Below are 13,746 nucleotides of genomic sequence, written 5' to 3'. Positions count from 1 at the left end.
AATCATAAACTCAGAGGATCATGAAAAAAGAACAAAAACACGAAACCGACTATATAAAAAAATATCAGGATCAAGGGTATATGACTAATTATTTATTTCAGGATGGATGTTTGATCGATTCAGAATCTAAATATGCTTATAAACCCGATGAGATTTTTATTGTAGCCCATCATAGATATGAAGGAATGAGCGATCCTGATGATATGTCGATCTTGTACATAATAGAAACAAAAGACCAGAAAAAAGGAACTCATTTAATAGGATATGGTCCAACGGCGGATCTTGAAGAAGCTGAATTTTTTAAGGATATTCCAGAAGAAAATTATTCAACAAATGCCGATGTTAGTGAATTGACATAACGAAAAATAGATTAGTATTTTTTTTATTTTGCTGGGGAGCAGTTGTTTCAGATTTATCTGGAGCAGCTGCTTTTTTTTTGGAAGATGCTGAGTTGCTAAGGTTCTGAGGTTCTAAGTTTTTTTTACGAAAGGTTCATAGGTTCAAAGCTGCAAAAGTTCTTAGGCTTTTAGTTTTAAAAATTTTTAACCCGTGAAGACCAGTTATATCCGTAAAATCTGTGGGCAATTTTAATCCTATAAATTCTCGTCCTTTTAATTATGAAATATCTTACTGAAATTGTATAAAGGTTTGATTAGTAATATGTATGAAATTTGAATTATCAAAATAAGATAAAAAACCAAATTTATATTTTGTACAAAAGCAAGTACAAAGCATTTTATTAAAACCAGCCATTATGAAAAAACTATACTTAAACACAGGCGGATTCAACGCCATTTTTAACGATCTTAAAGAGAGTTTTGATGGTAAATTGACCACCAGCAATAATGAATACAATTTGACATTCAAATCAAAATGGGCAAAAGGATCAATTAGCGGAGTTTGCCTTGATAACAATATGTCGCATATGCATTTTGACCTTGTATTGAATCAGGATGTATCTATAAGTATGGAATCTTTTCAGGCTTCTCCAATACTTTTTGCTTATTGCGAAAGTGGAAAATTTGCGCATAGTTTTGGTGCAAATGGTGAGAAAAAAATCCTTAAAGAAAATCAGACTGGGGTTTTAAGCAACACATCGGTTATAAATAGTGTTTTGTATTTTGAAAGTCATAAACATATTCAATTCTCTTTAATAGGCGTGCCAACAATGGCATTTGCTGAAGATGAGAATTTTGAAATCATTTCTCAGCTTAAGAAAAGATTCATTAATGAAACAGGAAACTACATTTATACAGGATCTGAAAATGCAAAAATTGCTAATAAATGGCAGGAACTTAAAACGGTTCCGCAAAAAGGAGTTGTTAGAAACCTGCTTAAAAAAGTAATTTTAAAAGAAATTATCGAAATGGAGATTGCGCAACATAGTTATAATTATATCAACACTTTTGATCCAATTGTAAATATGGCCACAAAACAAATTAATGAAATCAAACGAATTTCACATATGAATATTTCTGAAGTAATTAGTGCTGCAGGATTAGCGAGCCGTAATTATCTGCCACGTATCTTTAAAGAAAAATACCTTTTATCATATAAGCCATACAATCAAAAATTAGCTAGCTAAAAAGCAATACATACACTTCTACTTTACGAAAAAACAGCTTTTGATGAGCTGTTTTTTTATTTATATATGTAAAGAATTGCTCGCAGGAAATGAGAATGGCACACGGATGACACGGATTCGCTAAAGCGAAAACGCAGATTTAAAACGAATTTTTTTACTTGTATTTTTCTCATTCTGATCGAAGTCGAATGACACAAAGTTGTATGCTCATTTTTGTCATCCTGAGCGAAGTCGAACGAGACAAAGTTTTACGGTAATTTTTGTCATCCTGAGCGAAGTCGAAGGACACGCAAGTAACTCCACAAAAATACGCAGCAAAAAACTCAGAACCTTATCAACTTAGCACCTCAGAACCTTCATTCCTTCTCATAATAAATAATAAAATAAACCATCATTAAATTCAGGCAAAAAGAGACACTGTTGGTAATTATTATAGGCAAATCATTTTTGATAATGCCGTAAATAATCCAGATGAATAATCCAAAAGTCAGAATTCCGAAGGTTTTAAGCGAAATTTGCTTCACCTTTTTTGTCTTCCAAACTTTAATAATCTGCGGAACCACCGAAATAGTAACACAAATTCCGGCAAAAAGCCCAATAATATCTGTATAGTCCATTTTTTTGTTTTTAAAAGGTTCTGAGGTACTGAGTTGCTACGGTTCTAAGTTTTTAGTTTTGGAAAGTTTTACTCTTCTTATTATCTTCAATCTCCAATCTTTCATCACCTTCAATTAAATCTTTGTTCTTGCATCTATTATCTTTCTTCTCACATATTTCTTCTTGCATCTTTCTTCTTCAAGACTTCACAACATTTATCCCCCAACCAATTCACCGCCATTAATATGAATAAATTGTCCGGTGATATAACTGCTGTCTTCACATGCCAGAAATACATATGCAGGACCAACTTCTGAGGGTTGACCCGCTCTTTCCATAGGATTATCTTTGCCAAAATCAGATACTTTATCAAAAGTTGCCACAATTAGCGGCGTCCAAATTGGTCCTGGCGCAACGCCATTTACACGAATTTTCTTTTTGGCAAGCATCGTTGATATTGATCTGGTAAAACTAACAATCGCGCCTTTTGTACTCGAATAATCCGCCAGATGTTCACTTCCGCGATAAGCAGTTACAGAACTTGTATTGATAATCGAATCGCCTTCGTGTAGAAATTGAAGCGCTGCTTTTGTAATATAAAAATAAGGATAAATATTAGTTTCAAAAGTTTTATGAAGTTGTGCAGATGTGATATCTTCTAATTCAGTTTGAGGAAATTGCACCGCAGCATTATTCACCACAATATTTAGTTTTTTAAAATGAGTATGGCATTTTTTTACCGCGCTTTTGCAAAATTTTTCGTCCTTCAAATCTCCACTGATAATCAAACATTGTCTGCCTTCTTTTTCAATAAGTTCCTGCGTTATTAAAGCATCTTTATCTTCTTTTAAATAAACAATCGCAATATCAGCGCCTTCTCTGGCAAAATGTACGGCAACACTTCGGCCAATTCCGCTGTCACCGCCCGTTATAAAAGCTACTTTTCCCAGCAGTTTTCCGCTTCCGGCGTAGTTTTCTCTTATAATTTCCGGTTCAGGATTCATTTCGTGTTCATTACCCGGAAGATTTTGTTTTTGTTCAGGAAATGTTGTTGGCTTTTTCATAACATTATATTTTTTGAGCATTAATCTGACTCTAAAATAATTAAAGTTTGAAAGACATATTAACCGTAAGAAATTTAAGATTATCTCAAAAAATAGGGTTAAATAATTTCATATTTAAACATGGGAATTATGTAACGAATTAGATTTTCAGTAAAAGACGTTTCTCCATTTTTTTTATAAATTTGAAGGTTTGACTGACGTTATTTAAGATAGAATCAGCTGTTTTAACCAACATTTTTCAAACATTTTGAAACTAAAAAACAAATTTTAATTCATAAAACTTTACTCCCCAACCCAGTATGGTATTAATCGTTGACGATATAAAGGCAAATATTATTGCCTTGAAGAAAACATTAGAGCTGCATGACATTAATGTAGATACTGCCGAGTCTGGTGAAGAAGCCCTTAAAAAAATTTTAAAAACCGACTATTGTCTGATCATTATGGATGTTCAGATGCCGGGACTTGATGGTTTTGAAGTAGTAAAAATTCTTTCGGGCAATAAGCGCACAAAGGACATTCCGGTTATATTTTTATCAGCACTTAATATCGAAAAAAAATATATTTTTAAAGGATATGAAACCGGTGCTGTCGAATACATTACAAAACCCGTTGACAGCGATTTGCTGATTTTAAAAGTAAAAACTTTCCTTAAGATTTACGATCAGCAAAGAGAATTAAAAGGCATAAAAGAGTTACTTTCAAAAGAAATCATTATACGAAAAGAAGCTCAGGATAATCTCGAAATTAAAATTGCCGAAAGAACCAAAGAACTGGTTTTGAAAAACGAAGAATTAGAGATGAAAAATCACGAACTGCAGCAATTTTCCTGGGTAGTTTCGCACGATTTAAATGAACCGATCCGCAAAATCCAAATCTTTATAAAAATCATCAAAGAACTTTATCTTGCCGATGATGCAAAAGCAATTGATTATGTTGACAGAACGATTAAATCAGCAGAAAGAATGCAGACTTTAATCACAGATTTATTAGCATATTCAAGATTGTCATCACAAGTAAAACCTGAAGTTACAGACTTAAACGAGGTTTTGCAAGAAGTACTTTCGGATTTTGATTATCTGATCGAACGAAAAAAAGCTACCATAAAAACCAGCGAACTTCCCACAATAGACAGTATTCCGAGTCAGCTAAGGCAGGTTTTCCAGAACTTGATTGGGAACGCCTTAAAATTTTCCGGAAATTCAGAGAATCCATTAATCGAAATTACATCTGAATTAATTGCCGAAAAATCTTTTGAAAGTCCGGTTTCGTCAGAAGGGAAATTTTGCCGAATCACTGTAAAAGATAACGGAATTGGCTTTGATGAAATTTACCTCGACCGGATCTTTATTATTTTCCAAAGTTTAAACGATCGACAATCTTATGAAGGAACTGGAATAGGATTAGCAATTGCCAAAAAAATCATCGAAAAACATAACGGATTAATCACCGCAAAAAGTACGTTAGGCGAGGGCGCAAGCTTTATTATCATCCTTCCTTTAAAATACGTATAAATAATATCGCCGTTTAAGAGATTTAAAAATCATTTGAAATTTTCAATCTCAGGCAAAAAACATAAAAACACCCCAAGCAACATATAATCTAAATTCACAATTGGCAAAATGAAGAATAATAATTTTAAAAGAAATTTATTAATAAGTTCGATGGTTTCGTTACTGGTTTTAATGATCAGTTCCACCGCTTCATTTCTTAGTATTAAAAGCTTATTAAATAGTAATTTCTGGGTAAATCACACTCAGGAAGTAATTTATAACCTGAACGAAGGTTCGGCTATAATTATTGAAGCGCAAACCAGTATGCGCGGTTATTTAATTACAGGCGACGAACAATTTGTAGAAAGATATAATGATGCCGAAATCAGATCTAATGCTTATTTTGATAAAGTACAGGAACTTACAGTTGATAATCCGTCTCAGCAAGGGCAATTAAAAGAACTAAAAACACTTCGCAGTAATTTTTTTAAATATCTTAACAATCAAATCGTTAAAAAGCGAATTGGGAAAAATTCAGTCACATTTGACCTTAACGAAGGACGAAATATGATGAGTGAATTGCGCGCACAAATTAAAATAGTTGAAAATACAGAGCAAAATCTTTTAAAAGAACGCAACGAAAACTCAGAACGTTACGGAACTTACAGTATCATTTTGATTATTGTTGCTTTTATTATTGCCTTTGTTATTTCAATTGTCTTTTTAATCAGAATTTTGAAAGATTTTAACGAGCGTAGTTTGCTTCAAAGTGAATTAATCAAAAAAGATAAAGAAACCGCAGACAGAATTCTTGCGATCAGCTCAATTGCGAGTAATATTTCAAGCGGAAATTATGATATTCGGGTAGATGATAATCAGGCAGATGCGCTTGGAAGTGTGGGAGAATCGCTGAATAGTATGGGCGTTTCCTTAAAATCATCTTTCGATTTATTATCACAAAAAGAATGGCTTCAAACCGGTATTGCCAATCTTAATAATGTAATGTTAGGAGATAAAACGCTTCAAAAATTATCAAAAGATGTTATTGAATTTGTATGCCAATATACCAATAGCAGCGCGGGAGTTTTATATGTTTTAGATGAAGGTGAACTTATTGTTTCAGGCGGATACAGTTATATACCAAGTAAAAATCGTGAACGAATTCAAAAAGGCGACGGCTTAATTGGGCAAGCTATAATTTCAGGAAAAATACTGGAATTAAAAGCCTTATCATCAGATGATATTCATATTAATTATGCTTTGGGCGAAATTAAACCAACTCATATTGTAGCCGTTCCGTTATTAGATACCAGAGTTGAAGGCGCAATTGAACTGGCGAGTATTTACGGATTTTCAGACTTGCATCTGGAGTTTTTAAAAGCTGTAGCAAACAACATAGGAATCGCAATTAAATCGACTCAAAATAGAAAAAGAGTGATGGAATTGCTGGAAGAAACTAAATCTCAGTCTGAAGAACTTCAGGTTCAACACAGTGAATTAGAAGCGATTAATGCCGAATTAGAAGCACAAACAGAAAAACTTCAGGCATCAGAAGAAGAACTTCGTGTACAACAGGAAGAGTTGGAACAAACCAATGAAGAATTGTCTGAAAGAAGTGTTTTATTGGAAGAAAAAAACAATGAAATCCAGAAAAAATCAGAAGCTTTAGAACTTACAACACGCTACAAATCAGAATTCCTGGCGAATATGTCGCACGAATTAAGAACGCCTTTAAATTCGATTTTACTTTTAAGCCGTTTGTTATCCGAAAATAATAACAAAAGCATGGTCGAGGAAGAAATTGAATTTGCAAAAGTAATTCAGAGTTCAGGAAATAGTTTATTAGGATTGATTGATGAAATTCTGGATTTATCTAAAATTGAAGCCGGTAAAATGGAACTTGAATTTTTAGATGTTTCCACCAAAGAAATCACGGATAATTTATGGAATTTGTTCAATCAGGTTGCAAAAGAAAAAGGAATTAAATTAGAAATTATTTCTAAAGATGCACCAATTGTCATTAAAACCGACAAAATGCGTTTAGAGCAAATTTTGAAAAACCTGATTTCGAATGCGATTAAATTCACTGAAAAAGGAACAGTTAGTGTTGAAATTAAAATAAATACAGACGATGATAAAATCATTTGTTTTATTGTAAAAGATACAGGAATTGGAATTCCGTTAGGAAAACAACCTTTAATTTTCGAAGCTTTTCAACAAGCCGATGGTTCTACAAAACGTAAATATGGCGGAACCGGTTTAGGATTGTCAATAAGCCGTGAATTAGCAAAATTACTTCGAGGAGAAATTATCCTGCACAGTACAGAAAATGTGGGAAGTACGTTTACATTGTGTTTACCCGTTTTTGGATCTGCAATTCATAAAATGAATGTCGAAAAAATACCTCCAACAGAATTTACTGAAATTACAGCAGATGAAAAGGCTCCGGTAAAAAACAGGTATCTAAGCGCAACTATTCCGGATGAAATCGATGACGACAGAAATTCGATTTTGCCAGGTGATAAAGTAATTTTAATTGTTGAAGACGATATTAATTTCGCAAAATCACTTTTGGCATTTACACGTCAAAAAGGGTATAAAGGAGTTGTTTCCGTTCGGGGAGATTATGCTTTAAATTTTACATTGATTTACAAACCGGTTGGCGTTTTATTAGATATCGAATTGCCAATAAAAAGTGGTTGGGAAGTACTTGAAGAATTAAAAAATCATTCGGGAACCAAACATATTCCGGTACATATTATGTCATCGCACAAATTAAAACAGGAAAGTTTACTTAAAGGAGCTGTTGATTTCTTAGATAAACCCGTTGCTTTTGATAAAATCCCCGATGTGTTTTTACGAATAGAACACATTATTAACCAGGAAGCAAAAAAAGTTTTAATTATCGAAGACAATCCGCAACATGCGAAAGCTTTGGCATATTTCTTAGAAACTTACAATATCAATTCTGAAATACAAAGCGAAGTTTCACAAGGATTAGACGCTTTAAACAAAACAGAAGTTGATTGCGTAATTCTGGATATGGGAATTCCGGACAAACAGGCTTATGAAATTTTAGACGGAGTGAAAAAAAGCCCCGGATTAGAAAATATTCCGGTAATTGTATTTACAGGAAAAAGTTTATCGATGAAAGAAGAAGTGAAAATTAAAAAATACGCCGATTCGATTATTGTAAAAACAGCACATTCATACCAAAGAATGCTGGATGAAGTTTCGCTTTTCCTTCATTTAGTTGAAGATAAAAAAGAAGGAAAAGAAAAGAAAGAAAGCCATAAAAAGCTAAATTTACTAAATAATATCCTGCACGAAAAAAAGGTATTAATTGTAGATGACGACGTTCGTAATATTTATTCATTGACAAAAGCCCTAGAAGTTTTTAAAATGAATGTTATTACAGCTTTTGATGGTAAAGAAGCCATCAAGATTTTAGAGGAACATCCTGATACTGACATCGTTTTATTAGACATGATGATGCCAAATATGGATGGCTATGAAACAGCCGAAAAAATACGGGCAAACTCTAAATTTCTTAATTTACCCTTAATTGCCGTAACAGCAAAAGCAATGACCGGCGACAGGGAAAAATGCATCAAAGCCGGAGCATCAGATTATATCACAAAACCTGTAGATATAGATCAGTTACTGTCCTTATTGCGAGTTTGGCTGTATGATAAGATTTAATTTTTAATTATAAATTATTAATTATAAATGGAAAAATTAGCCACAGATTAAAAAGATTCGCACAGATTAGAAAAATTCATTTTAATCATTTTAATCTGTGGCAAAAGAAAAGAAAAAGTTAGCCGCTCCCGATAGCTATCGGGATACACAAATTTACACGAATTAATTTTTAAAAATTTGTGCTAATTTGCGCTAATTTGTGGTAAAAAAGGCAACAAGATTCTCAAATATTATTTTGAGAAAATCATTTTTAATCTGTGGCAAAAGAAAAGAAAAAGTTAGCCGCTCCCGATAGCTATCGGGATACACAAATTTACACGAATTAATTTTTAAAAATTTGCGCTAATTTGCGCTAATTTGTGGTAAAAAAGGCAACAGGATTAGCATAGATTATTTTGAGAAAATCATTTTTAATCTTTTAATCTGTGGCAAAAGAAAAGAAAAAGTTAGCCACTCCCGATAGCTATCGGGATACACAAATTTACACGAATTAATTTTTAAAAATTTGCGCTAATTTGCGCTAATTTGTGGTAAAAAAGGCAACAGGATTCGCACAGATTAGAAAAATTCATTTTAATCATTTTAATCTGTGGCAAAAAAGGCAACAAGATTAGCATAGATTATTTTAAGGAAAAATCATTTTAATCTGTGGCAAAAAAATAAAAACAAACAAAATTTAATTTTTAAAAAGTGGACAATATTAATAAAAAAAGACTCTTAATTATTGATGATGATTCTAGAAACATTTTTGCTTTAGAACACACTTTGCGTGCCAAATCATTTGATTGCCTGTCTTGTTTAAGCGCTGAAGAAGCTTTGAAAATATTAAGTACAGATGAAAACATCGATGCCGTTTTAATCGATATGATGATGCCGGAAATGGATGGTTACGAGGCGATTCCGTTAATAAAAGCACTTCCTAACAGGAGATCGACTTTTGTTGTGGCCGTAACAGCGCAAGCTATGATTGGAGATAAAGAAAAATGCCTTGACGCAGGAGCAGATGATTATATCTCAAAACCTGTTGATGTAGATAAATTACTGCTTGTATTAAGCAAAATTTAAATGAAGTATGATTGAGGATATCGAATTAGAAACACTCATAAATGATGTTTATGAATATTACGGTTTTGACTTTAGCTGCTATTCCAGAGCTTCATTAAAAAGGCGTGTAAACAGATTATTTCATTTAGATGGATTTACACATTTTCATGAATTTCTGTCCAAAGTCAGATATGATCCGGAATATTATAAAAGAATGGTCGACGAAATCACGGTAAATGTTACCGAGATGTTTCGCGATCCCGCATTTTATTCTGTAGTCAGGAACGAAATTTTACCATTATTAGGAACAAAACCCTTTATAAGATTGTGGCACGCAGGCTGTTCAACAGGCGAAGAAGTCTATTCAATGGTGATAATGCTAAAAGAAGCAGGATTGCTGCACAAATCCCTAATTTACGCCACAGATATAAATGCCACAGTTCTGGAAACAGCCAAAAAAGGAATTTTCCCTTTGCGAATGATGAAAGAATACTCAGAAAACTATCGGGATGCCGGCGGTCAGCAAGATTTTTCCAGTTATTATATTGCCAATTATGGCATTGCGAAATTCAATGAAGAACTTGCCGAAAAAATGGTATTCTCACAACATAATTTAGTTTCAGATACATCATTCAATGAATTTGATTTAATATTATGTCGTAATGTTTTAATTTATTTTGATAATGACCTTCAAAAACGAGTCATTAATTTATTTGATGAAAGTTTAGCCGTTTTAGGTTTCTTAGCTTTAGGAACCAAAGAAACCATCAAATATTCTATTCCTATGAATAAATACAAACAGTTAGAAAAGGAAAAAATATGGAGGAAGGTAAAATAATATCAGGCTGTAAAGTAGTCATTATAGGAGGATCTGCCGGAAGCTTAAATGCCTTAATGCAAATCCTGCCTGAGTTGCCGGACTTAAATGGTTTTGCAATAGTAATCGTTGTACATCGCAAAAGTACAGACGATCAGACTTTAGAAGATCTTATCACGTTAAAGTCAAGCATTCCGTTTAAAATGACAGAAGACAAGGTGCCGCTTTTGCCTGGATTTGTATATGTTGCGCCATCAAATTATCACTTGCTTTTTGAAAAAAACGAAACCCTTTCATTAGATATCTCAGAAAAAATTAATTATAGCCGTCCAAGTATTGATGTTTCCTTTGAATCAGCAGCAGAAATTTACGGCAAATCATTAGTCGGAATATTATTGTCAGGCTCAAATTCTGACGGAACTCAGGGTTTAAAAATGATCAAGGAGGCAGGAGGAACAATTGCAGTTCAAAATCCGCTTTCGGCAGATATGCCTTTTATGCCCAATAACGCGATTTTATATAACGATCCGGAATACATTTTAAACATCAACGAAATCCTTCGATTTATTATTTCGATAAACAGTTAAAAATTAATTGCTCTTTTTCGGTTCTTCATCTTCCGGAAGGATAATTTTATTTAATTCTTTTTCTTTTTCAGCCCTTTTTTGAGCCGCTTTTCCTTTCCCAATAGGGATTCCCGCCGTTAGATATAAAGATCTGTTATACACATTTGGTCCGTCACCTTTCATCACAGGAACTAATCCGTAATAATATTGAAGCGTAATATTTAAGCCATTTCCAACATTCATATGATATCCCGCGCCAAGAGCAACTCCGGCATCAATAACCCGAATTTGATCGCGGATATTCTTCTTATAAACCACATTATCTTTGTCGACTTCCTTAATAAACTCATCAAAAGCTTTTGCTAATAATCCAAATTGCGGACCGGTTTTAAGATAAATATTATTTTTAAACTGATATTTAATCAAAATAGGAACATTAAAATACCTGATTTCGCGATTCACGCTTCCGCCCGCAAAAGTATTGTCCAGATTTTCATCGTTCAAAGAATAAACCGGAATCCCGTGTGCACCCATAGGCGACTTTACAATAACGCCAGTATTAATCATCCATGCCGGATTTTTTTTAGATCGAATGTCAAAATAAAAACCAAGATTAAAGCCCAAATTAGTTCCTGAACTATCGAGATTAGAAAATAGTAGATAAATTTATCCCGCCATCCAAACCAAATTCCAGAAAAGGCGAATTTAATTTATCTCCAAAAAGTAAGGAAATTAAAACTTGAGAACGTGCCGGAGCCATACAAAACAATGCGATAAGTAATAATAAACCTTTTTTCATATAATTGGGTTTAAAGTCCAAAACGATATTGAAGACCTGCTAAAAATTGCGTACGGGTTCCTAAAAATCCGGCTTCGACCCTAAACATATAATGTTTACTGTATTGAAACTGAGATCCCACAATAAAATTCCACATATCCTTAGGCGCTTTTTGCAATGAATATTGCACCGTTGATGATCCTGCTGTGCTCAAAGCACCGTCCAGCGTCGCTAAAAAATTACCTGCTGATGTTAATGCTCTGTTTGCAGTATTGTGTTTCGCAACATTTGCCGGATTATTTTGCTGTACAGGCGTTAATCCGTCCCACCAGGTATCAACTTTTGTTTGGTTTTCGGCCACTTTATTCAAGCCGGTATCAACCTTTTCCTGAGCATTATCTAAATTAAATATATCAGCTAAAGGTATATTTCCTTGCGTATTTCCTTCAATATGAACCCTAAAGCCACCCACCCAAACTGCAATATTTCTGTCAGCTTTAGGAAGATTGAAAGTTTTACCCAGTCTTGGACCAAAAATATAGGAAAAAGCAGGTTTATCCAGAGCATCAACATCACTCCATGTCATATTCATATCAAGTGCCAGCCATCCGCCGCCAATACCAATTGTTGGCGTTAATCCTAATCCAAAAGTAGTGGCATCAAAATTAGCTTTAGTATTAAAACTCGCAATTTGTGACCAGTTATTATCACCGTCAGGAATCCAGATTCCCGCGTTTATCTTAGTTATAGGCTTTGATTTTCCAAAGACTCCGTAGACATTCAAAAAAGGAAGGAGCCAAATATCAGGACGTATAGTAATTGCGCCAACTTCTACAGATGATTTATCAAAACGAACAATTTCATCCAGATCATATAAAGGACCATTATTAAAGCCAACTTGTAAATTTGTAATGTCAATTTCAGAATCCTGCCAGAAATAATTTACCGAAAGTCCTGCGGAATACGGCAATTTATACCCTTTTTGAGCTACTTTTTCTCCCCAAATTGGTAAAGCATAGGGATAGGGTTCGACTTTAAGACTGTCTTTTAACTCCTGATTTTTTGCCCCTACAATTTTTTCGGTGTAAACCTGACCAAAAATCTGTATGCTAAAAAATAATAAAGAGGCGGATATTAGTGTATTACATTTCATTGATTTTCGTGTTTATAATTGTTAAAAAATAGAACTGCGTAAAATAAATATGTACTAATGTTTTTAAAGGAATGTCTGCGTATCTTTTTGTATTGTAGTGTAGTAGGGATTTTGGCTTAAAAAGGCACGAAAGTTTTTATGTGTTAATTATTGTTAAAGTTAAATAAATTTTCTTACCAGTTGTAATATTTTTTAAGAAATTGATATTTTGAATAAAAAATGTTTTCGTGGGATTTTTAATATAGAATCTAATTTTTTTTGTAAGCTTCGGAGAAGTACATTATTTATAGCTCAATTGTTTTATTTCTGAATTAAAGCTCCAGCGGAGCGATATATCATTGGTTATGGCAATTAATATTGCATACCGCGCAAAATCGCAAAGGTTTGTCATCTCGACTTTAGCAGAAATCACACAAGAAACGCGACAAAGATTAGCGAATTTTAGATACCGAATTACGAATGTGATTTCTCCCTTCGGTCAGAAATGACAATATTGTGTTTAAACTTTGTGTTTAGCGCCTTTGTGATATTACATCATTTTCAATTATTTAAATTTTATAAAAGAAATATATATTACTTTTGCAAGGTGAAATGGATTACAATTATATTATCAATTTATTTAATGGCGCTTTCCAATATGCCTTGTGCAGATATGGAGATAAATAGTTCTGTTCATAAAACAGCCCAATTTTCATCAGAAGCAAATCATTCACATGATAAAGACAACGATTTATGTTCACCGTTTTGTGCGTGTAATTGTTGTGGAGCACAGGTTTTAAGCTATCAAAATTCTTTAAGTTTTGATTTTCCTGTAGCATATTCCCTTATTTCAGTACCATTACCCAATTATAATTCTGTTTTTGCTTCCAATTTCTTGGGAAGTATCTGGCAGCCACCGCAAATAGTATAATAATTGCCTGATTAAGTTCAGGTTAGAGAATTGTGGA

Annotated in this window: 13 protein-coding genes; 8 read left to right on the top strand and 5 right to left on the bottom strand. The window is 33.4% G+C overall.

The features are described from left to right. Positions 1–20: 20 nt before the first annotated feature. Together ACHZDT_RS08655 and ACHZDT_RS08650 are read left to right on the top strand one after the other, a co-directional pair. Positions 21–359, top strand: a complete 339-nt coding sequence (locus ACHZDT_RS08655; protein WP_394774223.1) for a hypothetical protein — start codon at positions 21–23, stop codon at positions 357–359. 395 nt (positions 360–754) lie between these two features. Then, on the top strand, positions 755–1,585 hold the full coding sequence (locus tag ACHZDT_RS08650; protein WP_394774222.1) for a hypothetical protein: 831 nt from the start codon (positions 755–757) through the stop codon (positions 1,583–1,585). A 356-nt stretch (positions 1,586–1,941) separates the two neighbouring features. Here the strand turns inward: ACHZDT_RS08650 and ACHZDT_RS08645 are convergent, their stop codons facing one another. Both ACHZDT_RS08645 and ACHZDT_RS08640 read right to left on the bottom strand, forming a co-directional pair. After that, positions 1,942–2,202, bottom strand: a complete 261-nt coding sequence (locus tag ACHZDT_RS08645) for a SemiSWEET family sugar transporter (RefSeq protein WP_394774221.1) — start codon at positions 2,200–2,202, stop codon at positions 1,942–1,944. A 195-nt stretch (positions 2,203–2,397) separates the two neighbouring features. Further along, positions 2,398–3,246: an SDR family oxidoreductase gene (locus ACHZDT_RS08640; protein ID WP_394774220.1), complete on the bottom strand. Its 849-nt coding sequence runs from the start codon at positions 3,244–3,246 to the stop codon at positions 2,398–2,400. 299 nt (positions 3,247–3,545) lie between these two features. Here ACHZDT_RS08640 and ACHZDT_RS08635 point away from each other — a divergent pair, with 299 nt between their 5' ends. The 5 genes from ACHZDT_RS08635 (at position 3,546) to ACHZDT_RS08615 (ending at position 10,889) form a co-directional block, all read left to right on the top strand. Continuing rightward, complete coding sequence (locus ACHZDT_RS08635; RefSeq protein WP_394774219.1) at positions 3,546–4,760, top strand: response regulator; 1,215 nt, start codon at positions 3,546–3,548, stop codon at positions 4,758–4,760. A gap of 108 nt (positions 4,761–4,868) precedes the next feature. Continuing rightward, positions 4,869–8,441, top strand: a complete 3,573-nt coding sequence (locus ACHZDT_RS08630) for a response regulator (RefSeq protein ID WP_394774218.1) — start codon at positions 4,869–4,871, stop codon at positions 8,439–8,441. Between the two features lie 690 nt (positions 8,442–9,131). Beyond that, entirely contained in the window at positions 9,132–9,506 is a 375-nt protein-coding gene (locus ACHZDT_RS08625; protein ID WP_394774217.1) for a response regulator, read from the top strand. Between the two features lie 7 nt (positions 9,507–9,513). Then, positions 9,514–10,323: a CheR family methyltransferase gene (locus ACHZDT_RS08620; RefSeq protein WP_394774216.1), complete on the top strand. Its 810-nt coding sequence runs from the start codon at positions 9,514–9,516 to the stop codon at positions 10,321–10,323. After that, positions 10,305–10,889: a chemotaxis protein CheB gene (locus ACHZDT_RS08615; RefSeq protein ID WP_394774215.1), complete on the top strand. Its 585-nt coding sequence runs from the start codon at positions 10,305–10,307 to the stop codon at positions 10,887–10,889. The genes ACHZDT_RS08620 and ACHZDT_RS08615 overlap by 19 nt, the downstream gene beginning before the upstream one ends. 3 nt (positions 10,890–10,892) lie before the next feature. Here ACHZDT_RS08615 and ACHZDT_RS08610 read toward each other — a convergent pair whose 3' ends face one another. From ACHZDT_RS08610 to ACHZDT_RS08600, 3 genes are read right to left on the bottom strand one after another with little or no spacing between them, the layout of a single operon-like run. Continuing rightward, entirely contained in the window at positions 10,893–11,492 is a 600-nt protein-coding gene (locus ACHZDT_RS08610) for an outer membrane beta-barrel protein (RefSeq protein WP_394774214.1), read from the bottom strand. Between the two features lie 22 nt (positions 11,493–11,514). Further along, on the bottom strand, positions 11,515–11,667 hold the full coding sequence (locus tag ACHZDT_RS08605; RefSeq protein ID WP_394774213.1) for a hypothetical protein: 153 nt from the start codon (positions 11,665–11,667) through the stop codon (positions 11,515–11,517). Positions 11,668–11,677: 10 nt separating this feature from the next. Continuing rightward, on the bottom strand, positions 11,678–12,799 hold the full coding sequence (locus ACHZDT_RS08600) for a hypothetical protein (protein WP_394774212.1): 1,122 nt from the start codon (positions 12,797–12,799) through the stop codon (positions 11,678–11,680). A 586-nt stretch (positions 12,800–13,385) separates the two neighbouring features. Here ACHZDT_RS08600 and ACHZDT_RS08595 point away from each other — a divergent pair. Beyond that, entirely contained in the window at positions 13,386–13,709 is a 324-nt protein-coding gene (locus ACHZDT_RS08595; protein ID WP_394774211.1) for a DUF6660 family protein, read from the top strand. The last annotated feature ends 37 nt before the right edge of the window (positions 13,710–13,746 follow it).

This window comes from Flavobacterium sp., from assembly GCF_043722275.1.
Classification (GTDB): domain Bacteria; phylum Bacteroidota; class Bacteroidia; order Flavobacteriales; family Flavobacteriaceae; genus Flavobacterium.
The sequence above is the reverse complement of the archived record's forward strand: the minus strand, read 5'-3'. Positions and strand labels throughout refer to the sequence as shown.